The sequence below is a fragment of the Streptomyces sp. NPDC001700 genome (assembly GCF_053596435.1).
On sequence record NZ_JBSFGE010000006.1, the window covers coordinates 118893 to 143641 of the forward strand.

The window sequence follows — 24749 nt, forward strand, 5'->3', positions numbered from 1 at the left end:
GGGGGACGGTCGCGAAGCCCAGCGCGCCGACCACGCACTCATGGCAAACGCGCCCTATTTCCGGGCTACCGTCCACTTCTGGTTGGCGGCGCCGGTGCAGGTCCATATCTGGAGTCGGGTGCCGTTGGCCGAACCGCCGCCACTGGCGTCCAGGCACTTGTCGGCCTGCGGGTTCACGATGTCGCGGGCCGCGGGGACGGCCCACTGCTGGGCCGCGCTGCCATTGCAGTCGTAGAGCTGGACCGGGGTGCCGTCGGCCGTGCCGCCCGATGCCACGTCCAGACACTTCCCCAGCGCGCGGATCGTGCCGTCGCCGCCGACGGTCCACTGCTGTGCGGCCGACCCGTTGCAGTCGTAGAGCTGGACGGGTGTGCCGTTGGCGTTGTTGGCGCCCGCCACATCCACGCACTTCCCGCCGACGCCGGTGATGGCACCGCCGCCCGATTGACCGCTGTCGGTGCTCACCCGGACATAGTCGACGAGGAGCTGCTGAGGGAAGGCCGTGCTGCCGTCGGGGTCTCCGGGCCAGTAGCCGCCGACCGCGAGGTTGAGGATCAGGAAGAAGGGCTTGTTGAACACCCACTGCCGTCCGCCGAGGTCGGCTGGGGTGCGCCGCTGGTAGACGGTTCCGTCGACGGACCAGGTGATCGCGTTCGGGCTCCAGTCGACGGCGAAGGTGTGGAAGGCGTCGGCGAACGACTGGCCGCCGGGCAGGGTGTACCCGGCGCCGATGCCGCCGGACCCCGAGTACCCAGGGCCGTGAAGGGTGCCGTGGACCGTTGACGGCTCGAAACCCACGTTCTCCATGACGTCGATCTCACCCGAGTTGGGCCAGCCGACCTGTCCGATGTCGTTGCCGAGCATCCAGAACGCCGGCCACATGCCCTGCCCGCGCGGAACCTTCATCCGGGCTTCGACCCGGCCGTACGTGGTGGTGAACTTGCCCGACGTGTTCAGCCGGGCGGAGGTGTACTCGCACCTTCCGTACCAGCACTGGTAGTTGTCCGGGTTCTCCCGGCGGGCGGTGATGGCCAGATGGCCCTGTCCGTCGAGGGCGGCGTTGCGGTTGCCCGCCGTGTAGTACTGCCGCTCATGGTTGTTGACGTTGTCCCCCGTCTCGATCTGCCACTTGCCGCCGTCGACGGCGGACCCCGCGGGCCCGTCGAACTCGTCGGAGAAGGTGACGGCGGCGGCCGCCGCCGGTGGCGCGACGGAATTCGCCGCGGAAGCGGGCACGCCCTGCGCCAGCCCCGTGGACAGCGAGGCGAGGGCGAGGACCGGGACGAACGACAGCAAAAGCCGCCGGGAAAGGCGCGAGGAGCCCATGGCTCTCCCTTCCAGAAACCTGACAGATGCTCAGTTCACTACGTGATTTAAGAAGTGAGAGAGGACCCCGTCAAGAGATTGGTATGGACCAAAAGCGCGGCCGCCTTCGCGGTACCTCTCTACAAACCTGTAGTTTTCTCTTTCCGCGTCACGCGACGGGGAGCACCGACAAGGAGATGCACATGGCGCTGTGGGACCGCCTCAAGGACTCCGTCCAATCGATGCAGGCTCAGCTCACGGCGAAGAAGAGCGACTTGAAGAGCGGAGCCTTCCGGGACGCCAGCATGGCGATGTGCGCCCTGGTGGCGGCGGCGGACGGCAGGATCGACCCTTCGGAGCGGGAACGCGTCGCCCAGCTCATCGCCACCAACGACGTGCTCCAGACCTTCCCTTCGCACGATCTGCACCGCCGCTTCGAGGGGAACCTCGACAAGCTGACGGTGGACTTCGACCTCGGCAAGGTCAGTGCGGTGCAGGAGATCGCCAAAGCGAAGAAGAAGCCCGCGGAGGCGCGGGCCGTCATCCAGATCGGCATCGTCATCGGCGGCGCCGACGGCCACTTCGACGACAACGAACGGGCCGTCGTCCGCGAGGCCTGCTTCGCTCTGGACATCCCTCCGGCCGAGTTCGACCTCGAACCGCTCGCGGCCGATGATCAGGGCGGGGTGGAGCGGGAGACGCACCCCGGGGCCGCCGCCCTGCCCGGAGACGAGCTTCAGGTGTTCCTCAAGGCGCTGGCCAGCGGGACGCGCCAGAAGCTCTTCTCGCACTTCGCCGATGGCGAGGAGCTGACGGTCGGCGAGGCCGCCGAACGTGCCGGGCTCGGCCCGTCGACCACCTCCGAACACCTCGCCGTCCTCCGGCGCGGAGGGCTGCTCCAGTCGATACGTACCGGCAAACTGGTCCGCTACCGCGCCGACCAGGAGAACATCGCCGAACTCCTCGGGCAGCTCCATTCCTACCTGCTCGCCCCCTCGGCACCGACACCACAGACCGCCGAGTCGCACGCGGCTCAATGACGCCCTGGCCCGCATTTCTACAGTGCTGTAGATTGACGTCGTCGTTCGCGGCCCCTCGCCACGGGCCGCCATCAACCGGAGGAGACCACCCACCCATGTTCGGCCTCAGCGAGCTCGCTCTCCTCCTCATCGTCGCCATCGTCCTGATCGGCGCCAGGAAGCTCCCCGACCTCACCCGCTCCGCGGGCAAGGCGGCCCGCATCTTCAAGAGCGAGGCCAAGGCCATGAAGGCCGACGACGCTTCGGCCGACACCCCGAACACCCCGCGCGTCATCCGGACCGCCCCCGGCGACGTCACGCGCAAGGCTCCGGGAACGGACACCGGCCAGGGCTGAACCAGGACGGTTCGCGCGAAGGGTTGACGTGCCCGGAGGACGGACGCATAGTCGCCTGACTACGTAGTCAGAGCAGACGGGACGTTGTGCCGGTCAGTGTGACTACGTAGTCAACACCTGATCCGGCACCGTCCGGGATCGTGCTCGAAGGGAGCGTCCGTGCCCACCACCGAATCCCAGAACGCCTCTTCCGGGGCCGGGCAGGGGCATCGCCCCCCTTCGATGCAGGAGGTCGCCCGGCTGGCCCAGGTGTCGCAGAAGACGGTGTCCCGGGTCGTCAACGGGGAGCCCTATGTGAGCGACCAGGCCCGCGACCGGGTGCTGCGGGCCGCCCGCGAGCTGGGGTTCCGGCCCAACACCGCTGCCCGGGCGCTGTTGCGAGGGCGCTTCCGCCGTATCGGCGTGGTGTCGTTGGGAACCGCGCTCTACGGCCCCTCGTCGCTGCTGTTCGCGCTGGAGCGGGCGGCGAGCGCCGCCGGTTACTCGTTCAGCGTCGTGACCACGCTCAATGGCGAACCCGCCGGTATCGAAGGTGCCGTCGAGTCCCTGCTGAACCAGGGTGTGGACGGCATCGTGCTGTCCGAGCCGATCGACGAGGGCGAGGCCGCTCCCCTCGACCCGAAGGTCCCGATCCTCAGCTTCGGCCGGATGCCGGCCCTGGCCCCGGGCACCCGGGCCCTGGTCACCGGCGCGGACGGAGTGGGCGGCGGCGTGGCGGCCACGCGGCATCTCCTCTCCCTGGGGCATGACACCGTGTGGCATGTGGCCGGACCTCACAGGTGGTGGGCGGCACGGGACCGCATGGAGGGCTGGCGAAAGGCGCTGCGGGAGGCGGGGGCGCCGGAACCGGAGTGGATCGAGGGCGACTGGTCGCCCTCGTCCGGCTATGAGGCGGGGCTGCGGCTGGCCCGTACTCCGGGGGTCACGGCCGTGTTCGCGGCCAACGACGACATGGCCATCGGTGTCATGCGCGGGCTGTCCGAGGCAGGCCGCGCGGTACCGGACCAGGTCAGTGTCGTGGGGTACGACGACATTCCGTCCGCGGCCTACCTCTCGCCGCCGCTCACCACCGTGAGCCAGGACTTCGACACCGTGGCGGCTCACGGACTCGACTTGCTGGCCCATCAGCTGGAGACGCCGGACACCCCCGCACCCACCCGGGCCGATCCGCCCGCCCGGCTGGTGGTCCGCCAGTCCAGCGCGCGGCCCCCACGCCCGTAGGACCGGCAGCCCCTCCATATCGCACCGCGCCCGGCACCACGCCCGGCATCACGCATGGATATGTCATGCCCACACCACTCGGCACATCGCACCTCTTGACGAGGAGCCGCACATGAAGAGCCTCCCCCGATTCCCCGCACCCACAGCGGCCTCAGGACCACACCGCGCACCACCACCCCCGCCGCCTCCGCCGAGCGCCGGGCACGGCACGGCCCCGCGCCGGTCCGTGCTGCGCTGGGCCGCCGGAGCCGGCGCCCTCGCCGCGACCGGAACGGCCTCGGCCTGCGGAGGCGGCCGGGCGCCGAGCGTGCGTACCTCCGGTCCCGTGACGTTGTCCCTGTGGACCCACGACCAGGGATACCAGGACTACTTCACCGGGGCCGCGCCCCGGGCCGAACGCGCCACCCGGTTCTCCTACCGGTTGCGTGTCACCCGCGCCGGAGCCCAGGACCTGGTGACCAAACTCCTGGCCCAGGCCGTGGCGGGACGCGGCACCCCTGATGTGATGGGCTTCGAGATCGGCAACTACGCGCGCATGCTGCGCGGCGACCTCTCGGCCCGGCTGCTGCGCGACTGGACGAAGGACGTCGCACCCCTCGGCGACGACCTGATCGCCGCGCGGCGGGCCCCGTACACGGTCGACGGCAGGCTCTACGCGCTCGACTCGGACACACCCGTCACGGTCTACTACTACCGCGACGATCTCCTGTCCGAATACGGCATACCAGTGGACATCGGTACGTGGGAGGAACTGGCCCGGGCCGGTGAGAAGTTGTACCGCAAGCACCGGGTCTCCCTGGGCGCGGTGGCCACCGGCAGCGATCTGAACCAAGTGGTGCAGCTCTTCGCCATCCTCCTCTACCAGAGAGGGGGCGCGCTGTTCGACGCACACCGGCGCAGCACCCTGGACTCGCCCGAGGCGGAGGAGACGCTTCGGTTCATCTGTGACGGGCTGCGCAGCGGTTTCCTCGTGGACGTCGCCGACTTCTACGGCCCCAGCATGCAGACCGCCCTCAAGCGCGGCAGCGTCGCGGGACTGTGGATGGCGAGCTGGTACAAGACCTTCGGGCTGCGGCCGAACGTCCCCGAGCAGGCGGGCCGGTGGCGTATCCGCGCGCTCCCGAGGTTCTCGGCCGGGGGCGGCCGCACCTCGGTCGCCGGGGGCACGGGCTTCACCGCGATCACGGGCAAGGCGAACACCACCGCGAGCGCCGACTTCCTGCGTACCACCTGGCTCACCGAAGACGCCCAGATCCGCCGCTACCGCGAACTGGGCTACCTGCCGACCCGCCGCTCGGTCTTCCGCAGCCCCGAACTGCTCGCCCTGGAGGACACGTTCTGCGGCGGACAGCGCCTGTTCGAGGTGTACGCCCCGCTGGCGGACCATGTGCCCGCCTACTACCAGAGCCCGGACCAGTCCATCCTCACGGACGTTCTCAGCGGTTATCTGATCCGCGCGTACCGGGGCGACCTGTCCCCGCGCGAGGCGCTGCGGCGCGCCGCCTCCGACTTCCGTGCCCAGGCGAGCCGATAGGAACCGCAGATGACCAGCATCCCCGCGGAACGGCTCCGCGAGCCCCTTCCCCCGGCGGTCGCGTCCGGCGGCCGCGCGTCGCGGCCACCGCGCGGTCCCTCCCGTGCTCCGTACCTGTTCATCGCGCCGTTCTACGTGCTGTACGTCCTGTTCATGGTCGTGCCGATCCTCGTGTCGATGTATCTGAGCCTGTGCGAATGGGTCGGGCTCGGCCCCCCGCGCTGGGTGGGACTGCGCAATTACGCGCATCTGCTCACCGACGTCAGTTTCCACCGCGCGCTGCAGAACACCGGCGTCTACGTCCTGGTGAGCGTGGTCGTCATCGTCCCCGTCGCGCTGATGATGGCCCAGGGGCTGAACGCCCGGGGCCTTGGGGCACGGGATCTGTTCCGGGTGTCCTTCTTCATTCCCATGGTGGTTTCGCCCATCGTGGTCGCCCTCATCTTCAGCCTTGTGTTCGACCGGCAGTTCGGCCTGGCCAACTCGGTGCTCCGGGCGGTGTTCGGGCTCGGCGGATTCGACTGGCTGGGCGATCCGACCCTGGCCAAGGCGAGCATCAGCCTCATCATGCTCTGGCGCTGGGCGGGCTACCTGACGGTCTTCTTCCTCGCCGGGCTGCAGAACGTCCCCCGTGAGCTGTACGAGGCCGCGGAGCTGGACGGAGCGGGCCGGTTCCGCACGTTCACCACCGTCACCCTCCCGGCGCTGAAGCCGGTGACCGGGTTCGTCGCGGTGACCTCGTTCATCAGCGCGGCACAGATCTTCGACGAGCCGTTCCTCCTCACCCGCGGCGGACCGGGCGACGCGACGCTCTCGGTGGCGATGTTCATCTACCGGGCGGCCTTCGAACGCCAGCAGTTCGGCTACGCGGCGGCGGCCGGGGTCGTGCTGTTCGTCCTCGTCTTCACCATCAGCCAGGTCTTCAACCGGTTGCTCGGCATCGGGAGGTCTTCATGAGGATCTCGTCCCCGGCACGCGCCCGCGGGCCCCGGGCCGCTCCACGCGCACTGCTCTACGCCGCCCTGACCGCCTTGCTGCTGGCCTTCACCGGGCCGCTGCTGTGGGCGCTGAGCGGGTCGTTCAAGCCGCGTGGCGACATCTTCGCCTACCCGCCCCGGCTGCTGCCCAGCCCGGCGACCCTCGCCAACTACCGGCATCTGCTGGACAGCCAGCCATACCTGAGCTGGTTCCTGATCAGCACCGTGGTGGCGATCGTGGCGACCGCCGTATCGGTCTTCGTCTGCGCGCTGGCCGGATTCGGGTTCGCCAAGTACCGCTTCACCGGACGGAAATTCCTGTTCGCGGTGATGTTCAGCTCGCTGTCGATTCCGTTCGCCGTCATCCTCGTGCCGCTCTTCGTGATCCTCGTCAAGACCGGGCTGGGCAATCCCTGGTTCGCCCTGATCGTGCCGTGGGTGGCGCCCGCGTTCGGGATCTTCATGATGCAGCAGTACATCATCCAGAGCGTCCCGGACGAGTTGCTGGAAGCGAGCCGCATCGACGGCTGCGGGGAATTCCGTATCTTCTGCCAGGTCGTACTGCCACTGCTGCGCCCGTCGCTGGGCGCACTGGCGGTATGGACGTTCCTGCAGAGTTACAACAGCTTCTTGTGGCCGCTGGTCCTGGTCTCCGACATCCATCAGTTCACCCTCCCCCTGGGGCTCCAGACGCTCTTCCAGGCGGAGAACCGTCAGTACGACCTCGTCCTGGCCGGATCGGTGCTCGCCACCGTGCCCACCGTCCTGGTCTTCCTGCTGCTGCGCAGGCAACTGCTCGAAGGACTGTCGGCGGGCGCGGTCAAGGGCTGATCCCGCCCCTCGGCCACGTCCGCCGTCCCGGCTCTCTCCCGTCACCGTCGATAGAGGAGGACTCTTGCCCCAGCTTCCCCCGCGTGTGCTGTTCGGCGCCGCCTACTACCACGAGTACCAGCCCTACGACCGGCTCAAGACCGACCTGGACCTCATGGAGCGGGCGGGATTCTCCGTCATCCGGGTCGGCGAGTCGGTGTGGTCCACCTGGGAACCCGAGAACGGCCGGTTCGACCTCGACTGGCTGCGGCCGGTGCTGGACGGGGCGCATGAGCGCGGCATCGGTGTCGTCCTCGGTACGCCGACCTATGCCGTACCGCCGTGGCTCGCCCGGCTGTACCCCGAGATCGCGGGCGAGCGGCGCACCGGCGAGCGCATCCCCTGGGGCGCCCGCCAGGAAGTGGACTTCACCCACCCCGCCTTCCGATTCCACGCCGAACGCGTCGTCCGCGCGATCCTGGCCCGCTACGCCGACCACCCCTCGCTGCTGGGCTTCCAGGTCGACAACGAACCGGGCAACGAACTGTTCCACAACCACGGCGTGTTCCAGCGCTTCGTGGACCACCTGCGCGCGGCCTACGGCGACGTGGAGACCCTGAACCGGGAATGGGGCCTGGTCTACTGGTCGCACCGGCTCTCCACCTGGGCCGACCTGTGGACCCCGGACGGCAACGCGCAGCCGCAGTACGACCTGGCCTGGCGGCGTTTCCAGGCCGAGGAGACCACGCGGTTCATCGGCTGGCAGGCGGACATCGTGCGCGAGTACGCCCGCCCGGAACACTTCGTCACCACCTGCGTCGCCTACGACCGGCCTGCCCTGGACGACCAGGCCCTGACGAGCCGACTCGACATCACGGCGGGCAACCCGTACTACACCATGCAGGACGGCCTCGCCCTGCCCGACCCGGGCACCGGCGGCCAGACGTGGACGACCAACGGGACATGGGCGCTGTACCAGAGCGCTGACCGGATGTTCTCCTCGCGCCAGGAGCCGTTCCTGGTCACCGAGACCGACGCCCAGGCCATCGGACACTCCTGGAACAACCGGCCCGCGTACGACGGCCAGTGGCGACAGGCCGCCTGGGCGCTGATCTCGCGCGGGGCACGCATGATCGAGTACTGGCACTGGCACACCCTGCACTTCGGTACGGAGACCTACTGGGGCGGTGTCCTGCCGCACAACGGCCGTCCCGGGCGCGTCTACCGGGAGATCGCCCGCATCGGCCAGGAGCTGGAGAGCGCGGGCGACCTGGTCGCCGGGCTGACACCGGACGCGGATGTGGCGATGGTCTACTCGTCCGCCAGCAAGTGGGCGCTGGCGTTCCAGCCGCCGCTGGCCGAGCCGGACGGCGGCCCGGACCGGCGCTCGTACCAGGGCGTCTTCGAGCCCTTCTACCGGGGGGCGTTCGACGCCGGGCTCCAGGTCCGCCTCCTGCACGCCGACCGCCTCACCGGCACCACCGCGCGCGTCGCCGCCGAGCGGCACCCGGTCCTCGTCGTGCCGGGCCTCTACACCGCGGACGACGCGACGCTCGACTGGCTCGCCGCCTACGCCGCCGCGGGCGGCCACCTCGTGCTCGGCCCGCGCACCGGCTACGGCAACCCGTGTGCCCGGGCCCGCACCGACGTCATGCCCGCGCGCCTCGCGGAGGCGGCGGGCGCCTGGTACGACGAGTTCAGCAACCTCTCCCAGGACGTGCCGGTCCACCCCGCCCCCGGGTCCCCCCTCGCCCTGCCGAGCGGGGCGTCGGCCACGCGCTGGGTGGACGGCCTCCAGGCCGACGGCGCACAGGTCCTGGCCGGATACGACCACCCGCACTTCGGCCGCTGGCCCGCCGTCACCACGCACTCCCACGGCGACGGGCGGGTGACGTACGTGGGCACCGTACCGGACCCCGCCCTGGCCACCTCGCTGTTCCGCTGGGCCGTCCCGGAGCGCGAAGGCGGCTGGAGGTTCGCCCAGGAGAGCGTCACCAGCACGGGCGCCACCGCTCCCGACGGCCGCCGGGTGCGCTTCGTGCACAACTGGTCCTGGGACGAGGTGGCGGTCCGGCTCCCCGCCAGGGTCCGGGACGTGCTCGACGGTACGGATCACCAGGCCGGGGAGGAGCTGAGGCTGAAGCCCTGGGACGCCCGGGTACTCCTGGAACGCTGACGGACGTCTGGCGGAATTCCGCACGACGGCTGTCACTCGACTATGGCGCGCAGGGCCTTCTTGATTCCCCATAGCCCCCTCATTACCTTGGAGGAATCAGGAGAGGTGCAATTGACTGATGCTGACTTCCCCCACTCACAACCGGAATTTCGGGGGCTCCAAAACAGCAGGTTTAACGCCGATGTTACAGGGTTGCGAACATTCATGCTTTCACCCCCCGCCCTGCGTTCATCAGTCATGCCCTGCCGCGCGGACACGGCCGAATTCCGCATGGTCGCACGTCAAAGTACTAGTGGACACACTAGACTTTCCAGAAGGGATCTCCCCTTGACCGCTCGCCCCACGGACACGATTTCACCCGAGACGTCTCGCCCGGCACCGTATTCGCCCGCTACTACCACTCTTCAGTACGAACTCCTCGACCGGCGGGAAGAACTAGCCGTGTTAGGGCGGCTCACCGAGCGGTTACCCGACCGTGTCAGTTCGCTGGTATGCATCGAGGGTGCGGGAGGAATCGGCAAGACCTCACTGCTGAACGCCTGGATCGCCGGTGCGCGCGACCGTGGCCTGCTGGTGGCGCGTGCGCATGGCATCGAGTCGCGGGAACACCGGCCATGGACCGTGGCACGGCAGTTGTTCGACTCCCTTCTCGCCGCGCTCTCCGATGCGGACCGGCGTGTTCTGCAGGAGCGCCCGGCGGCCCAGGCCCTGCTGGCCCGGTCCGGTGAGGAGTGCCGGGCGTCCGGGGACGACGCCGAGGTGTCATGCGAGATCGGCGATGATCTTTACGAGGTGATCGTCAACGCCTGCGAGATGGGCCCGTTGGCTCTCGTCCTGGATGACGCCACCTGGGCCGACCAGATGTCGCTCAGCTGGTTTCGCTGCCTGGCGAGCCGCATCGACGGCCTCCCGGTGATGCTGGTGACGACCCGCCGGTGCGGTGGCGGGCACGAATCGGCGCCGATGCTGGACGAACTGGCCCTCCAGCCGGGCGCCATCACCCTGGAACTCTCCTCGCTCAGCCCCGGCAGCGTGCGCCGACTGGTCCAGGACCGGATGGGCGGACGCGCCGACGAGCAGTTCTGTGCCACGTGCCACGAGGTGTGCGAAGGCAATCCCCTGCTGCTCAACGAGTTGCTGCGGGTCCTGGTGAGGAACGGTGTGCGACCGGACGCGGCTCAGGCCGGCCGCGTGGCCGAACTCAACGAGCGCGTACTGGAGAAGACCATCGCCATGCGCCTGGCCCGGCAGTCCACAGCGGTCATGGCGATGAGCCGGGCGCTGGCGGTGCTCGGTGACGGCACACGGCTTCCCGTCGTAGCCGCACTGGCCGGTCTCGACCCCTTCCGCGCGCAGGAGACGGTACGGGAGATGCGCTGCATGGGCGTCCTGGCCGAGGAGGAGCTTCCACGGTTCACCCAGCCCCTGGTACGGCCCGCCCTCTTCCGCGCCATGACTCCGGCGCAGCTGGCCGAGGAGCATATGCGCGCCGCCCGGCTGCTGCGCGACCAGGGCGAAAGCAGTGAGAGAGTCGCCCACCATCTGATGCTCACCCAGCCCAACGGAGACGAGTGGCGCATCGCGGTGCTGCAGGACGCGGCGCGGCGGGCGGCGGCACGCGGCGCCCCGGCCACTTCGGCCCGCTATCTGCGGCAAGCCCTGACGGAGTCCCCGGCCCCGCAGGCGGAGGTGTCCCTTCGGTCGGAACTCGCGACGATCGAGATGCTGGACAATCCCACCGCCGCGGCTTACCACTTCCAGCAGGAACTGCTGCTGCGTCAGGACGCCCACGGGCGGGCCGCCACGGTCAGCGGGCTGGCCGTGTCGTTGTGCACCACCCGGCGCACCCAGGAGGCCATAACCGCGCTGCGGCAGGTACTGGCCGAGCTGGGCGAGTCGCCCGAGGACGACGAGTGGCGGTTGCGGCTGGAAGCGCACCTGGTCATGACCGCGTGGCAGGACGGCCCCGCCGCGTCGATCGGCACAGAGCTGGTGGAGGCGCGTTCGCATCGTTCCTTACGCGGCGATACTCCCGGCGAGCGGGCCTGGCTGGCCGTGTGCGCCCTGCACGCTCAGGCCGGTCACGGCACCGCCGAGCACGCCCGCGCCCTGGCGGGGCGCGCCCTGCGGGGTGGGATGGAGCTGGACGGGGCCATGGTGCGGTTCTTCCCACCCCTCCTCCTCTCCCTCGTCGCCGCCGACCATCCGGAGATGGCGGCCGGCTGGCTCCAGCGGATGGCCGACCACGCCGCACGGCGCGGCTCCGGGCGGCTGTCCGCCATGGCGAGCTTCGGGCTGACCACGGTGGCCTGGCACTCCGGTCGGGTGGAGGAGGGGCTCGGCCACGCGCGTGCCCTGCTCGACGTGGTCGGGCGGGAAACCCCGGAGCGTCCCGCCCTACCGTCGTTCGCGGCCGTGGCCAACCTGCTGCTGGACCTGGGGGCCACCGATATGGCGCAGGACATGCTGCAGACGCACCCGACCGACAGCCTCGTCAGCGATGCCTGGGCCAGGTCCGCCTATCTGCTGGCCCACGGGCGGCTGCGGCTGGAGCAAGGTGATCCAGGAGCCGCGCTGGCGGCCCTGCTGGAGTGCGGCCGGTACCAGGAGGCGGGCCCTGTGATCACTCCGGCGGCCGCCCGGTGGCGCTCCTACGCCGCCCTGGCGTATGCCGCCGCCGGTGACCGGACCTCGGCGATCGACATGGCCAACCGCGATCTGGACCTGTCGCGCAGATGGGGCACCCACAAGGCGATCGGCGTCAGCCTCCGCACGCTGGGCACGGTCACCGGCGGCCAGCGGGGACTCGAATTCCTCTCCCAGGCCGTCGACATGCTGGAGCACTCACCGGCGCGGGTGGAACTCGCCTACACGCTGAACGAGTTCGGTGCCGCCTGCCAGCGCCTCGCGCGGCGGGACGCGGCACGGTCCTCCCTGGAACGGGCGCTGGTGGTGGCGGAGGAGTGCTCCGCGAGCTGCCTGGCCGACCGCGTCCGCGTCACGCTGCCGCTGGTCGGAGGCAGACTTCGGGCGGCCAGGCCATCGGATGCGCGGCGGCTCACCCCCAGCGAGCGCCGGGTGGCGGAGCTGGCCGCCCAGGGCCGGACCAACCGCGAGATCTCGGAGGCCCTCTTCGTCACGCGGCGCACCGTCGAGATCCATCTGACCAGTGCCTATCGCAAGCTGGAGATCTCCGGCAGGCCGGAACTGGCCTTCGCGCTGGCTCAGTCGGCCACCCCGGCCCGGCGGGAGAGCGCGCTGCCGATGCCCTGACGGCCGGCCGGGACGCACGGAACCCGGGCCCCCGCCGCACGGTGCGGCGGGGGCCCGGGTTCCGGTGTGGGTCCCGCTACCGGTCGCCGGGCGGCCGGCTCGCGGAGCCCTGGCGGACCGTCAGCTCCGCGAGGCCGGGAGGATCCCCGCTGCTGTCCGCTTCGAGCGTGAGCCGTACGTAGCGGACGTGCGCGGGGTGCCGGAGCGCGCCGGAAGAGGCGTTCTCCACCGGACTCCACTGCCGCCCATCGACCGAGACCTCCACGGTGGACGAGGCGGGCGCGGTGGATGTCCACTCCGGCGAGATGCCGGTCACCCGGCGTGCGCGTCCCAGGTCGACGGTGAGGCTGCCGGTCGCCTGGGCCGGGACCCAGGCCGTGGCGGTGCTGCCGTCCACCGCCGCCCGGGCGTCCATGCCCGGCTGCCCGGAGGTGGCCGTCGCCGTCGCGCACCGGGCGACGTTGGCCGTGGCCGCGAGGTCCGGGCGACGGGTCTCCAGCACGGCCGGGGCCGTGGTGGTGACCGTCCGGGTGCCCTCGGCGGTCTCGACCTCGAACGGGCTGCCACCGGTCAGCCGGACGGTCGTGCGGTGGGGCCCGACCGCGACATCGAACGTACGGCCCCGCCAGTGCAGCCCCTTCAGCCGCACCCCGTCCCCCAGCTGCGGGGGAAGCACCGGGTCCAGTCGTACCCGGTCCTCCTCCCACCGCAGTCCGGCCAGGCCGTAGGTGAACGCCTGGAGGAAGCCCCCCGCCCCGGTGAGGAAGTTGTGCGCGGGCGCGCCCGCCAGCGGGTCGTCCGCTCCGGCCTTGGCGCCGCGCGCCTCGGAGAACTGATGGAAGGCCCCACGGACGAACGGCTCGATCGAGCGCATCAGATAGGTGTACGTCGAGCAGCCCGGCTCGCCGATGGCCGCGGCGTCGATCGCGTGGATCGCGTCCGTCATCGCAGGGCCTTCCGGGTCGGTGCGCACCGCGTAGTAGTCCAGGGTGCGGGACGCCTGCTCGCTGGTCATGGGCCACCGCAGCGGGTACATCAGCATGACGGTGTCCGCCTGCTTGATCTTCGAGCCGTCGTAGCCCGCGTACTGCTCGAACACCTGCCGGTCGCCGTCGTACGGGACGCGCAGCCGGTCCGCGATCCGCGTCCAGTCGGCGGGCGGGTCGTGTCCGAGCACCCGCGCGGCGCGGGTCGCGTCGCGCAGTGCCGTGGCCGCGCCGGCGTTGGTGAACGCCCCGTCCGTGACGCCGTTGCTGTACTCATCGGGGCCGGCCACGTTCTCGATCGAGTAGCTGCCGTCGGTGTTTCGGGTGACCCGCCCGGTCCAGAACTCGGCGATGCCCTCAAGTACGGGCCATCCACGTGTCCGCAGCCAGTCGCGGTCGCCGGTCGCCTGGTAGTACTGCCAGACGGCCAGGGCGATATCGCTCTGGAGGTGGATCTGCATGAGGCAGTGCGGCGGCGGGCCCCAGCTGTGACACTCTTCGAGGTCGCCCTGGCCACCGCTGGTCCACGAGTAGAACAGACCGGAGTAGCCATACCGCTCGGCATTGGCGCGGGCCGCCGTACGGGTGCGGTAGCGGTAGTCCACGATGGATCTGGCCAGCTGCGGCTGGTTCGCGAGCAGCGCGGGGAACATCCAGGTGTCGGCGTCCCAGAACACCTGGCCCGCGTAGTTGTCGCTGGTCAGTCCGGTCGGCGCGACGCTGTTGCCGGAGCCGGCGCGGACGTTGGAGAGCATCCCGTACTCCGAGGAGCGGATCCATGCCTGGAGGTCGGGCGCTCCCGCGACCTCGATGCCGCCGCGCCAGAGCGCGGCCCAGGCCGCGCTGTGGGTGGCGAACAGGTCCGGCCAGCCCCGCTCCGCCGCCTTCCGGGAAGCCTCCACCGCCGCCTGACGTGGCGCGTCGGCGGTCAGGGCGGTGTCGACGCCGACGTACTTGGTGAGCGTGTACGTGTGAGCGTCGCGGACCGGGAAGTTGACGGACTGCTGGTTCGTCAGGCTCCGGTTCTCCTCGGCCGGGCGGGTGTCGCGCACGCGGACGGTGGGGCCGGTGGTGAGGGTGGAGGCGATGGCGCCCCGGGTCCCGGTGCCATCGGCGCGGAATCCCACGGTCATGGTGCGGCCGGGCTCGCGCCCGCCGCCGGTCGCCGACAGCCTCCGGGCACCGCGGCCGTCGATGAGGTCGGTGACGGTGGCGTCACCGCTCCAGTGCGGGGTCATCCGTACCCGTACCGCGGCCGTGTGCTCCCGGTCGCGGGCGGCGAACACCTCGTAGACCAGGTCGGTGGCGCGTCCGTCGGCTGTGGTCCAGGTCAGCGAGGTGCGGACCAGGCCGCACCGCAGGAGCACGGTCTGCCGGTAGCGGGAGATCCGGTCTGCCGGGGTCGCCGAGGTGAAGACGTCGGCACCGACGCCGACGGTCAGCCCGGTCCAGGTGGGAAGGGCGGCGATGACCTGCCGGTCGTCGGTGGTCGCCGGGTTGTGGGCGTACAGGCCCGAGACGTACGAGCCGTCGTAGCGCGGCGTGTACAGCGGCCAGCCGGTCTTCTGCTCACTGGCCCAGTACCCGGTGCCGTTGGGCGGGACGCGCTGCCCGAGGTAGCCGTTCGCCACGAAGGCGTGGTAGCTGTCCTGCGCGTCGATGGCGGTCGACGACGGCGCCCAGCCGTCCGCCGCGGGTTCCCCGGAACACGAGGCGGTGGACGGCGCCGGTGGGGCCGTGGCCCGGATGGGCAGCGCGGCGGCCGAGGTGGCAGGCAGGGCCAGGACGACGAGGAGGATCCAGCCGAGCCGCAACCATCGGTACGTCCGCGTCCGCGTCCCCGTCCGCAGCGCCCGGCCGGAAGCTTCGGGCCCGGCCATCACAGCCGAACCCCGCTCCGCGCGAGGGGGTTGGCCGGACGGATCGCCAGGGACATCGCCCCCGCGGCCAGGCACACCGCGGCGCCCGTGAACCAGACGAGCGTGTAGCTGCCGAAGTTGTCACGGATCAGCCCGCCCACGGCGGTGGCGAGCGCCCCGCCGAGCTGGTGCGCGGTCCACAGCCAGCCGAAGACCACACCGGCCGACGAGCCGAAGGCGTCCTGGCACAGCCGGATGGTCGGCGGCACGGTGGCGATCCAGTCCATGCCGTAGAAGATGGTGAAGATCAGCATGCCGGTCGTCACCGTGTCGGAGAACAGCCACGGGAGCATCAGCAGGGACAGTCCTCGCAGGGTGTAGTACACGAGGAGCAGGTAGCGCGAGTCGAACCGGTCCGTCAGCCAGCCCGACAGGGTGGTCCCGACGATGTCGAAGACCCCGGCGATGCCGAGCAGCCCGGCGGCGGCCGTCGTGGTCATCCCGTGGTCGTGCGCGGCCGGGATGAAGTCGGTCTGTATGAAGCCGGACGTCGTGACGCCGCAGATGCCGAAGGTACCGGCCAGCAGCCAGAAGTCCTGCGTACGGGCCGCCTGCCGCAGCACCCCGAACGCGCCGACCGTGGCCGCCTCAGCCTTCGGAGCCTCCGGTTCCGCGTCCGTTTCCTCCTTCGGCGCCTCGTCGGCTCCGTACGCGGTCAGGCCCTTGTCCCGTGGGTGGTCCCGGAGGAGGAGGACGACGAAGGGCACCGCGACCAGGGAACCCAGGGCCACCACGATCGACGCCGTGCGCCAGCTCGAGTTGTCGCTCAGCCCGCCCAGCAGGGGCAGGAAGACCAGTTGACCGGCGGTGCTGCCTGCGGTGAGGACGCCGGAGACGATGCCACGGTGTTTGACGAACCACCGCTCGGTGAGGGTGGCGACGAAGGCCAGGGAAATCGCGCCGCACCCGGCGCCCACCAGCAGGCCCCACAGCAGCACCAGTTGCCACGGCGCCGACATCCACGCGGGCAGTCCGGTGCCGAGCGCGATCAGCACCAGTGCGCCGGAGAGCACACTGCGGATGCTGAGGCGTTCCATCAGCGCCGCCGCGTACGGTGCCGCCAGGCCGACGATCACCAGATTCAGCGAGATCGCGAAGGAGATCGTGCCGTAGGACCAGCCCATCTCCTCGTGGATCGGGGTCATGACCACCGAGGGCAGGGAACGGAAGCCGGACGTGCCGATCAGGACCAGGAACGAGACACCGGCCACGATCCAGGCCCAGTGAAGGGAACCCGCTCCGGCCCGGAGCCTGCTGCGGGGTGGTTCGGGGATCTTTTCGAGGTTCCGCACGGTGTCAGGAGTCCCCTTCGGGCGCGTGGGTGACGACCATGGCCGAGTACGTGGCGCCCAGGCCGGTGGCGGTGAACAGGTAGTGCCGACCGGCCTCCAGCTGTCCGGTGTCCCGCATCGTCGTGTAGTTGACCAGGACGTCCGAGGCGTAGCAGTGGCTGTACTTCGGGAGGTTGTCGGTGAAGAACCGGTCGCGGTCCACGCCGAGTTCGGTGGAGACCTCGACCATCAGCGAGTTGTAGTGCACGAACCGGTGGATGTCGTCGAGGTGGAGCCCGGCCTTGGCGACCGCCTCGCGGATGACGTCCGAGACCTCCGGGTCGTGTGCGTTGTTGGCCCTCTCCCGGGTTTCCTGGTCCATCAGGATGCCGTCGGCGAACTCGCCGCGGGTGCGGGTGACATAGGAGCGCACCCGGTCTCCCCGCCCGCCCCGGGCGACCAGGCAGGCGCTGGCGGCCTCGCCCATCACGGAACCGAGGGAGTGGTAGTCCTGGTTCAGCTTCGCGAAGGGTTTCTCGCCGGTGACGACCAGGGCGCGCGCCGCCGGGTCACCGTCCATCGCCAGCAGGGCGCCCGCCATGTCGATGGCGGCGAGCCCGATCGCGCAGTTCTGCTGGGTGAGCCCGAAGGCCTGTGCGTCAGGGAGCCCGAGCGAGGTGCGCAGGATGTCGGCGGCGTCCATGGTGGAGGGGGTGACCTCCTGGGTGGCGTGTCCGTACAGCAGGTACTTCACCGTGCTCGGGTCGGTCACCTCCTTCAGCGCCGCGCGGGCGGCGGGCAGGATGAGGTCGAAGAGCGACTGTTCGGGGTCCAGCCGCATGTCGCGGACGCCGTAGACGCGCCGCAGCACTTTCATCTGAGCCCGCGTCAGGCCCAGGGGGCCGCCGGCCTCCTCCAGGGAGACCGAGCGGGACGGTACGTAGGCCCCCCACGCCTCCAGGGTGGTCGGCTGGTCGTCCAGGGACCGCTGCGGCCCATCGCCCGGCCGGGGCGTGTAGGCGGTCGAGAAGGTCACGCCGTTGTCCTCCTGTTCGTGTCCGTGCTTCCTGAAGCTGCGAATTGCTGAGCCGCGTGGTGGGGCTCAGACCGTCAGCGCGCGTCGGCGGGCCTTGTGCACCGGCACCACCACAACCCCCACCGCACGGCAGACGACCACCGGCTCGTCGAGGACCCCGGCGGTGCTGTGGCCCTCCTCGTAGCGGGCCTCGATGACCTTGCGGGCTTCCAGCTCGACGGTTCGGCGCAGTCGGCTTTCCTTGGTCAGCCGCCCGGTGACCTCGATGAAGTCACCGGCGTGGACGGGAGCGGTGAAGGTCACCTCGGAGTAGTGGGACAGCAGGCCCTCGTCTCCGGCGCTGCGGATGGCGATCTCGGTGACGACGTCGCCGAAGAGGCGGAGCATCCGGGCTCCGTCCACGAGGTCGCCGCCGTAGTGCGCCTCCTCGGCTCCGATGCGCACCCGCAGCATCACCGTGGACGGGTCGGTCGGATCAGTCGGCACCGGGTGTCCTCCTCTTCGTCTGGACCGGCAGGGCCGTCGGCCAGCCCACCGCGATGGCGATGACCAGGTCTTCCTTGTGCGAGATCGACAGAGAGATCCGGTCCAGGCCGATATCGGCGGCGCGGCGCGCGGCAGCGCCGGTCAGGCGCACCCGAGGGGCGCCGCGCTCGGTCCGGCCGATGTCGATCTGCCAGGCCGGGACACCGGCCAGCAGCCCGACGCCCAGCACCTTGAGCACCGCTTCCTTGGCGGCGAATCGGCCCGCCAGGAACTCCCGGCATCGGCCGGGAGCCAGCGTCCCGGCCTCCCGGCGCTCCGGGGCCGAATACAGCAGGTGCCGGAACCACCCGCGCCGCACCAGTCGGTCGAGTTCGCCGATGCGGAGCAGGTCGACCCCGACGAAGGGGGGCACGGTCCCGGGCTCGGTCCCGGGACCAGCCCCCCTCGGGGTCCGGCTCACGGCGAGGACTCCGGGTGCGCGGCGGTACGCAGGATCGCCGCCGAGCAGGTCCCCGAGCGCGGGTCGGTGTCGTGCAGGACGACCGTGGCGTACTCCCCGGCCCACTGGGGGTTCTGGGCGAGCGCCATCCAGACGCTGGTGCAGTAGGTCCGTTCGGCGTGCCGGTGGACCTCCATGCCGTCCGCCGGGATGTCGTGCCCGCTGCGAGGACCCTCGACGAGCAGCGAGGTGCCGGACCGGGCCGATGCGGTGAGGGCGGTGAGCCGCCGGGCGCAGTCGTCCGGTCGGCGCTGGACCCATACGTCGTGCACGTCCAGCCCCGGCCCCTCGCTCCCGGACTGCAACAGCAGCAGCACGCCGGAGTCGACCAGATCCGCGCTGTGCACCAGCGGGTCGCGGTTGGGCAGGGTGGTCTGCTCCAGCACCGCGAGCACGGCTTGGTCGCAGTGGCCGAGTCGGCTGTACGCGGCGGCGATGCGCAGCGCCGAGAACGGCGCCGCCAGTCCCTGCTCGGCGAGCGCGAAGCTCGCCGCGCGGTCGCCGAACGCCCGGTTCAGCTGGGTGGAGCTGGTGGTGAAGGGGTGCACATCGGGCAGCGCATAGGCGACCATCACGAGGTCCGGCTCCACGGATCCGAGCGGATCGCCGTCGAGCAGTCGCCGGACCAGATCGACATGGGTGACCACCGGCCGGTCCCCGGCCGCCTCCGGATCCGGGCTCTGGCCGAAGGACGCGAGGAGGTCGCGGTCGTACTCCGCCATGATCGAGAACTCGGGGCGCACGGTGCGGTGCGGGGCGAGGACCGCCGCCCCGTGCCGTACGGCCAGTGTGCTGCCGGCCATCAGGCCTGGTCCGCCGTGGCAGGCAGCTGCCGGAGCAGGTAGTCGGTGAAGCTGCCGACGGTGGCGAAGTCCGTCATCTCCAGCTGCTCGGGGTCGACCTCCACCCCGACCGAGTCCTCCAGCGTCATGAGGACTTCGAGCACGGAGGTGGAGTCGAGGTGCATGTCGTCGAAGAGCCGGACGTCCTCGGTCAGGCTGTCGACGGGCCGTTCAAGGGCCTCGCTCAGCGCGGACTCGATCTGGTGGACGAGTTCGACGCGGTCCATGGGAACTCCGTTCGGGTCAGAGGAGTGTTCAGAGGGGTGTGGCTAGAAACGGACCAGGTGCTGCCGGTCCAGCAGGTCCTCGGGGGTGTCACGGCGGGCGATGAGGTGCGGCGTCCCCTCGTGGACGAGGACCTCGGCCGGATAGCCGTGGCTCAGGAAGAGCACCGGCGAGGCGGTCGGCCCGTACGCGCCCGACCGCTCGACTCCCAGCAGGTCACCGGGCGAGACCGGGGGCAGCGCCACCCGCTTGCCGATCACGTCGTTGGGGGTGCACAGCGGTCCGGTGACCGTGATGGGGGAGGTCGCCGGGTCGTGGTAGCGGCTCAACGACCGGATGGGGAAGTTGCGTTTGACGAAGCTGCCCACGCCGACCGCGGCCATGTGGTGGTTGGTGCCGCCGTCGGCGATCGCGAAGCGCTCCCCCATCGACTCCTTGACGTAGAGCACACGCACCACGTAGGTGCCGGCCACCGCGGTGAGATAGCGGCCCAGCTCCATGATCAGCCGGGTCTGCGGGTGGCGCTCGACGAACTGCTCGATGACCGCGTTGACCTCGCCGTGCAGGGCGTTGAGATCCAGCTCCTTCTCGTTGTCGAAATAGGGCACGCCCAGGCCGCCGCCGAAGTCCACGGTCCGCAGCGGGACGCCCAGCTCGTCGCAGAGTGTCTCGGCGATGGAGAGGATGTTGGTGGTGTTGTTGACGACGTCGGAGTAGTCGAGGATGCGGGTCCCCATGTACGCGTGGATTCCGATCACCCGCACCGACCGGAGGGCCCGGACCAGGCTCGCGGCCGACTCCCGCAGCGCCGCCAGGTCCACCCCGAACTGCCGGGGCTTGCCGCCCATCGAGAGCCCGCCTCCCTTGGTCTGGAAGTCGGGGTTCATGCGCAGCAGCACCGGTACGTCGGTCAGGCCTGCCTCGACGGCCAGGGCATCCAGCGCCCGCAGTTCCTCCAGCGACTCGCAGACGACGGCGTGCAGACCGGCCTCGAGGCAGGCGCGCAGTTCCGTGGTGGTCTTGCCGGGGCCGAGGAAGATGATGTTCCCGGCGGCGACGCCGGCGCGCTGCGCCGTGATCAACTCCGTCAGCGAGGACACCTCGGCACCGGCCCCGAGCGAGCCGAGGTAGGAGCAGACGCTGATGTTCGGGTTCGCCTTGAGGGAGAAGAAGACATCGACCGCCGGGTGCAGGTTCTCGCGCAGCCGCTGGTAGTTGGTGCGCAGGGCTTCGGTGTCGTAGACGTACAGGGGGGTGCCGTACTCGCGGGCCAGCTCGGATACCGGCACGCCCTGAATCTCGAACTCCATCGCGTTCACCGGATCTCCTCTATGGTCGGCACGGTGCCGAGCGCTTCGCGCACCTCGGCGTCGAGGGCGGTCAGGGCGTCGCGGTCACGGGCGAACAGCAGGGTGTAGAGGCGGCCTTCGAACGGGGGCCGCCGGTGGGCCTCGGCGTTGACCGTGCCGAAGCAGGTGATGACGGCACCGGTGCCGCCCGGTCCGCTCGGTGCCAGCGGGCCGAGGGCCGACGCGATCTCGTGGAACCGGACCGGGCCCTCGAGGTCCAGCGCGTAGTGCTTGGCCAGCGCGGAACCGGAGGAGAGAAACCGCTCGGTGACCGGCCCCTGGTAACTGGACATGTTCAACCGGGCGTTGATCTCCAGCACGGGGTAGAGCGTGTCGTCCGTGCCGAGGATGGCGTCCACTCCGACCACGCCGAACAGTCCGTCCTCGTACAGCCGCTTCCCGACCCGGCCCGCCGTGTCCTCCAGCTCCGCCAGCTGGGCCGCGCCCAGGCGGGTCGGCATCACATGGCCGAGGTGCACACCCCCCGAGGTCTGCGCCTCCTTGACGAAATCGAAGTGGACACCTCCCACGCGGTCGATGGTGAACTGGTAGTTCAGATCGCACTGCTTGGCCAGGAACCGCTCGACCACCACGTGGATGGCGCGGGAACCGGTACGGGCCGCCCGCTTGTCGACCATCCGCAGCAGGCGCTCGGCCTTGGCGGGCGTGTCCAGCACGATGAGTCCCTTGCCGGAGACCCCGTACGACTCCTTGACGATCAGCGGCACGCCCTCATCGAGGCCGCGCCGGACGGCCGCCGTCAGCTCGTCCACGGTCTCGCAGCACTCGCCGGGCACCGGGCGGATGCCGAGTTCGTCGACCAGGCGCCGTCCGTAGATCTTTCCGTTGACCCGCTCCATCGTGTCGCTGTCCGGGACGGCCAGCGGCAGGCCGGTCGCCTCGGAGATCTTCTGCTCGGTGGCGGAGGTGCCCATCGGCATCAGATAGGTGCGGCCATCGGCCAGGTCGGCCAGGCGCCGCAGCGTTTCGGGCGAGGCCAGAATGCGTTCGCCGGTACTGGCGCCGGGTTCGCCCCGTGGGACGACGAGTTCGGCCGGCAGCTGGAAGCCGAGGTCGGTGGCGTACCGCGTGAAGCCGGGGTCGAGCGGATCGCCCAGGCAGATCATGTCGCCGCTCCCGGCCAGCAGGGCGCCGAGTTCCTCCATGCGCTGCACGGTGGTGGGAGCCGATGCCAGTTTCGGCAGCGGCAGTCCGATGTAATCGCGCGCCCACGTGTGCTCGACCTCGAAATTGCAGAGAAAGACCAGCCGGGCTTCGGGATTTCCGGTCAGCGAGTCCTTGAGGCCGCCTAAGTAGGCACCACTCATAGCCATTTACACCTTCCTGTGCAGGGGTTTGCCACTCACGACAGGATTGATGGTCAGGAACGTTCAGCGCGCCGTGTCACCTCGAGAAGTACAGGGCATGGCGAGGCGCACCGGCAATAGCCGCCGGAAAAGGCTGTGGTGGTTTCCCGAAAGCACTTCGGTGCCCCCTTACGGTACCCACAGGCCCCAGGGCTTCGGCTTTCTCGCACTCCGTCCGGACGCGTACCATCTCCGTCCGGAAAGCGAAGGAGATATCGCATGGAACAGCGCATCACGTTGGTCACGCTGGGCGTGTCCGACCTCGCCCGGTCCAAGGCTTTCTACGAGGCCCTGGGCTGGCAGGGGCAGGAAGTCGAGGAGACCGTGTTCTTCCAGGCGGGCGGGGTGGGGGTGGTGCTGTGGGACCGGGACAAGCTCGCGCGGGACTGCGGGCTGGAGCCCGGGCCCGCCGCCGGGTTCGGCGGGATCGCCCTGGCGCACAACGTACGGTCCGAGGCAGAGGTCGACGCCCTGCTCGCGACGGCGGAGCGGGCCGGTGGGACGGTCACCAAGCCCGCGGCAGTCAACGCCATCGGCTTCTACTCCAGCGCCTTCGCCGACCCGGACGGTCACGCCTGGGAGGTCGCCTACAACCCCGGGTTCCCGCTCGCCGAGGACGGGACGGTCACCCTGCCGGACTTCGGCACTCCGTAACGCCCGGCTAGTCCGCGTCGTCCACGTAGCGCAGGACGCCCATCATGTGCCGCTCGTCGGCTTCTTCCGGATGGGTCGCGACGCAGTCGGTCAGCCGCTTGGTGAGGGTGTCGGCGTCGATGCCGGTGCCGATCAGCACCAGCTGGGTGGCGCGGGGCTCCCCCCGTTCCCAGGGCACCGGCTGGAAGCGGAGGTACGCACCGACGGCGTGCAGCCCGTACTTCCGCCGTGGGTCGGCACCGGCGAAGTGGACGAAGCCCTTGAGGCGGTAGAGGCCCGCGGGCCGGGCGTCGAGGAATGCCATGAAGCGGCGCGGGTCCAGCGGCTCGGCCGAGGCGAATTCGACGCTCTTGTACGCGGCGTGCAGATGGCGGCTGTGGTCGTCGTGCTCCTCGCCGCAAACGTCTGCGAACGAGAGCTGCCGGAAGCGCTCCTCGGGCGTCTCCCGGGGCTCGTGGTCGAAGAGGAGGCCGGGGTCGACGCGGCCGTGTTCGGCGGTGAGGACGGGCAGCCCCGGGGCGATCTCGGCGACGGTGTCCAGGACGCGCCGCCGCTCGTCCTCCCCCACCCGGTCGGTCTTGTTGACGACGATCAGGTCGGCGTCGCGGACATGGCGGTCCAACTCGGGGTGGCGGTCGCGGGTGCTCGCGAACTCGGCGGCGTCCACGACCTCCACCAGGCCCCCGTAGCGGATGCGCTCATTGCCGCTGGACAGCAGCGTACGGATCATGCTCTGCGGTTCGGCGAGGCCGCTCGCCTCGATCACGATGACATCGATGCGCAGCTCCGGATCGGTGAGCCGGTCCAGCATCTCGTCCATTTCGGAGGCGTCCGCGGCGCAGCACAGACAGCCGTTCTCGATGGGGATCATCGAGTCGACCTGCCCGGCGACGGCCATGGCATCGATGTTGATGCTGCCGAAGTCGTTGACGATGACCCCGATCCGGGTGTCCACGCTGTCGCGCATCAGATGGTTGAGCATCGTGGTCTTTCCGGAACCCAGGAAACCCGTGAGGAGAAGGACCGGGATCCGTTGTGTGGCCAAGGCTCTGTCTCCGTGCGGCGATGCGTGGGCGGTGCGGGCGGGCCGTTCATGTTATCCGGACGGCGGCCCGGGGCGGATCTCGGCCATCGGCGAGTGAGCTGACATACTGTCAGTTTCGGTGGCGCCGCCCCGCTTCAGCCATTACCAGGTTCGGCATCAAGGCCGCAAGGCATACCTTTCCGCCTGGGCGCACTCTAGTGGGATCCTGGCCAACTCGCGCCCGTCACCCGTCTTCCATGCGCGCCGCACAGGTCCTTAAGCTCTCAAGCAAGCGAGACGGCTGGTGACCACGTGCCACACGATACGCATGTGCCCCGGTCGGCGGCGGCCTGATCTCCTCGCCGCAGTGCCACCTGCGCACCTCATACGGCTCATCATCTTCACCCTTCACCCCCGGAC

Annotated in this window: 20 protein-coding genes and 1 pseudogene; 10 read left to right on the forward strand and 11 right to left on the reverse strand. The window is 70.2% G+C overall.

The genetic code is table 11. The annotated features are described in order from the left end of the window. Window positions 1-54: 54 nt before the first annotated feature. Window positions 55-1326, reverse strand: coding sequence for a ricin-type beta-trefoil lectin domain protein (locus ACWC5C_RS14075; RefSeq protein WP_450875655.1), 1272 nt, complete (start codon window positions 1324-1326; stop codon window positions 55-57). Between the two features lie 182 nt (window positions 1327-1508). Between ACWC5C_RS14075 and ACWC5C_RS14080 the strand changes: the two are divergent. From ACWC5C_RS14080 to ACWC5C_RS14120, 9 genes and pseudogenes are all read left to right on the forward strand, one after another. After that, window positions 1509-1961: pseudogene (locus ACWC5C_RS14080) on the forward strand (tellurite resistance TerB family protein); the annotation flags it as partial. A gap of 84 nt (window positions 1962-2045) precedes the next feature. Next, window positions 2046-2345 (forward strand): ArsR/SmtB family transcription factor, encoded by a 300-nt coding sequence (locus ACWC5C_RS14085; protein WP_450875871.1) that lies wholly within the window; start codon window positions 2046-2048, stop codon window positions 2343-2345. A 95-nt stretch (window positions 2346-2440) separates the two neighbouring features. Then, a complete protein-coding gene (locus ACWC5C_RS14090; RefSeq protein WP_450875656.1) occupies window positions 2441-2680 on the forward strand; it encodes a twin-arginine translocase TatA/TatE family subunit in 240 nt (79 codons plus the stop codon). Window positions 2681-2902: 222 nt separating this feature from the next. Continuing rightward, window positions 2903-3901, forward strand: a complete 999-nt coding sequence (locus ACWC5C_RS14095; RefSeq protein WP_450875872.1) for a LacI family DNA-binding transcriptional regulator — start codon at window positions 2903-2905, stop codon at window positions 3899-3901. 325 nt (window positions 3902-4226) lie between these two features. Beyond that, window positions 4227-5435: an ABC transporter substrate-binding protein gene (locus ACWC5C_RS14100; RefSeq protein ID WP_450875657.1), complete on the forward strand. Its 1209-nt coding sequence runs from the start codon at window positions 4227-4229 to the stop codon at window positions 5433-5435. 9 nt (window positions 5436-5444) lie between these two features. Continuing rightward, window positions 5445-6392: a carbohydrate ABC transporter permease gene (locus ACWC5C_RS14105; RefSeq protein ID WP_450875658.1), complete on the forward strand. Its 948-nt coding sequence runs from the start codon at window positions 5445-5447 to the stop codon at window positions 6390-6392. Then, window positions 6389-7243: a carbohydrate ABC transporter permease gene (locus ACWC5C_RS14110; protein ID WP_385443908.1), complete on the forward strand. Its 855-nt coding sequence runs from the start codon at window positions 6389-6391 to the stop codon at window positions 7241-7243. Before ACWC5C_RS14105 ends, ACWC5C_RS14110 begins: the two co-directional genes overlap by 4 nt. 64 nt (window positions 7244-7307) lie before the next feature. Beyond that, window positions 7308-9398, forward strand: coding sequence for a beta-galactosidase (locus ACWC5C_RS14115; RefSeq protein WP_450875659.1), 2091 nt, complete (start codon window positions 7308-7310; stop codon window positions 9396-9398). 270 nt (window positions 9399-9668) lie between these two features. Further along, the gene (locus ACWC5C_RS14120) at window positions 9669-12671 is read left to right on the forward strand and encodes an ATP-binding protein (protein WP_450875873.1); all 3003 of its coding nucleotides are present in this window, start codon (window positions 9669-9671) and stop codon (window positions 12669-12671) included. Between the two features lie 76 nt (window positions 12672-12747). Here the strand turns inward: ACWC5C_RS14120 and ACWC5C_RS14125 are convergent, their stop codons facing one another. From ACWC5C_RS14125 to ACWC5C_RS14165, 9 genes are all read right to left on the reverse strand, one after another. After that, entirely contained in the window at window positions 12748-15537 is a 2790-nt protein-coding gene (locus tag ACWC5C_RS14125) for a discoidin domain-containing protein (protein ID WP_450875660.1), read from the reverse strand. Further along, a complete protein-coding gene (locus tag ACWC5C_RS14130) occupies window positions 15537-16868 on the reverse strand; it encodes an MFS transporter (RefSeq protein WP_385442733.1) in 1332 nt (443 codons plus the stop codon). Before ACWC5C_RS14130 ends, ACWC5C_RS14125 begins: the two co-directional genes overlap by 1 nt. Window positions 16869-16872: 4 nt before the next feature. Continuing rightward, window positions 16873-17883: a 3-oxoacyl-[acyl-carrier-protein] synthase III C-terminal domain-containing protein gene (locus ACWC5C_RS14135; RefSeq protein WP_450875661.1), complete on the reverse strand. Its 1011-nt coding sequence runs from the start codon at window positions 17881-17883 to the stop codon at window positions 16873-16875. Between the two features lie 66 nt (window positions 17884-17949). Beyond that, window positions 17950-18369 (reverse strand): 3-aminobutyryl-CoA ammonia lyase, encoded by a 420-nt coding sequence (locus ACWC5C_RS14140; RefSeq protein ID WP_450875662.1) that lies wholly within the window; start codon window positions 18367-18369, stop codon window positions 17950-17952. After that, complete coding sequence (locus ACWC5C_RS14145) at window positions 18359-18781, reverse strand: holo-ACP synthase (RefSeq protein WP_450875663.1); 423 nt, start codon at window positions 18779-18781, stop codon at window positions 18359-18361. The genes ACWC5C_RS14140 and ACWC5C_RS14145 overlap by 11 nt, the downstream gene beginning before the upstream one ends. A gap of 44 nt (window positions 18782-18825) precedes the next feature. Beyond that, window positions 18826-19671: a hypothetical protein gene (locus ACWC5C_RS14150; RefSeq protein WP_450875664.1), complete on the reverse strand. Its 846-nt coding sequence runs from the start codon at window positions 19669-19671 to the stop codon at window positions 18826-18828. Further along, window positions 19671-19937 carry an acyl carrier protein gene (locus tag ACWC5C_RS14155; RefSeq protein ID WP_385442744.1) on the reverse strand — a complete coding sequence of 89 codons (267 nt, stop codon included), beginning with the start codon at window positions 19935-19937 and terminating at the stop codon, window positions 19671-19673. The genes ACWC5C_RS14150 and ACWC5C_RS14155 overlap by 1 nt, the downstream gene beginning before the upstream one ends. A 42-nt stretch (window positions 19938-19979) precedes the next feature. Next, window positions 19980-21245 (reverse strand): type III PLP-dependent enzyme, encoded by a 1266-nt coding sequence (locus tag ACWC5C_RS14160; RefSeq protein ID WP_450875874.1) that lies wholly within the window; start codon window positions 21243-21245, stop codon window positions 19980-19982. A gap of 5 nt (window positions 21246-21250) precedes the next feature. After that, on the reverse strand, window positions 21251-22618 hold the full coding sequence (locus ACWC5C_RS14165) for a preATP grasp domain-containing protein (protein WP_450875665.1): 1368 nt from the start codon (window positions 22616-22618) through the stop codon (window positions 21251-21253). A 252-nt stretch (window positions 22619-22870) separates the two neighbouring features. Between ACWC5C_RS14165 and ACWC5C_RS14170 the strand changes: the two genes are divergently transcribed. Continuing rightward, window positions 22871-23305: a VOC family protein gene (locus tag ACWC5C_RS14170; RefSeq protein ID WP_450875666.1), complete on the forward strand. Its 435-nt coding sequence runs from the start codon at window positions 22871-22873 to the stop codon at window positions 23303-23305. A gap of 7 nt (window positions 23306-23312) precedes the next feature. Here ACWC5C_RS14170 and ACWC5C_RS14175 read toward each other — a convergent pair whose 3' ends face one another. Further along, window positions 23313-24350, reverse strand: a complete 1038-nt coding sequence (locus ACWC5C_RS14175; RefSeq protein ID WP_450875667.1) for a CobW family GTP-binding protein — start codon at window positions 24348-24350, stop codon at window positions 23313-23315. Window positions 24351-24749: the final 399 nt, after the last annotated feature.

Bases quoted from the DNA above. Each gene is read 5' to 3' on its own strand.
- ACWC5C_RS14120 (WP_450875873.1), top strand. From the start codon at position 9,669: ATGGTCGCACGTCAAAGTACTAGTGGACACACTAGACTTTCCAGAAGG.
- ACWC5C_RS14155 (WP_385442744.1), bottom strand. From the start codon at position 19,937: ATGGACCGCGTCGAACTCGTCCACCAGATCGAGTCCGCGCTGAGCGAG.
- ACWC5C_RS14170 (WP_450875666.1), top strand. From the start codon at position 22,871: ATGGAACAGCGCATCACGTTGGTCACGCTGGGCGTGTCCGACCTCGCC.
- ACWC5C_RS14125 (WP_450875660.1), bottom strand. From the start codon at position 15,537: ATGGCCGGGCCCGAAGCTTCCGGCCGGGCGCTGCGGACGGGGACGCGG.
- ACWC5C_RS14110 (WP_385443908.1), top strand. From the start codon at position 6,389: ATGAGGATCTCGTCCCCGGCACGCGCCCGCGGGCCCCGGGCCGCTCCA.
- ACWC5C_RS14160 (WP_450875874.1), bottom strand. From the start codon at position 21,245: ATGGAGTTCGAGATTCAGGGCGTGCCGGTATCCGAGCTGGCCCGCGAG.
- ACWC5C_RS14095 (WP_450875872.1), top strand. From the start codon at position 2,903: ATGCAGGAGGTCGCCCGGCTGGCCCAGGTGTCGCAGAAGACGGTGTCC.
- ACWC5C_RS14150 (WP_450875664.1), bottom strand. From the start codon at position 19,671: ATGGCCGGCAGCACACTGGCCGTACGGCACGGGGCGGCGGTCCTCGCC.
- ACWC5C_RS14165 (WP_450875665.1), bottom strand. From the start codon at position 22,618: ATGGCTATGAGTGGTGCCTACTTAGGCGGCCTCAAGGACTCGCTGACC.
- ACWC5C_RS14105 (WP_450875658.1), top strand. From the start codon at position 5,445: ATGACCAGCATCCCCGCGGAACGGCTCCGCGAGCCCCTTCCCCCGGCG.
- ACWC5C_RS14075 (WP_450875655.1), bottom strand. From the start codon at position 1,326: ATGGGCTCCTCGCGCCTTTCCCGGCGGCTTTTGCTGTCGTTCGTCCCG.
- ACWC5C_RS14090 (WP_450875656.1), top strand. From the start codon at position 2,441: ATGTTCGGCCTCAGCGAGCTCGCTCTCCTCCTCATCGTCGCCATCGTC.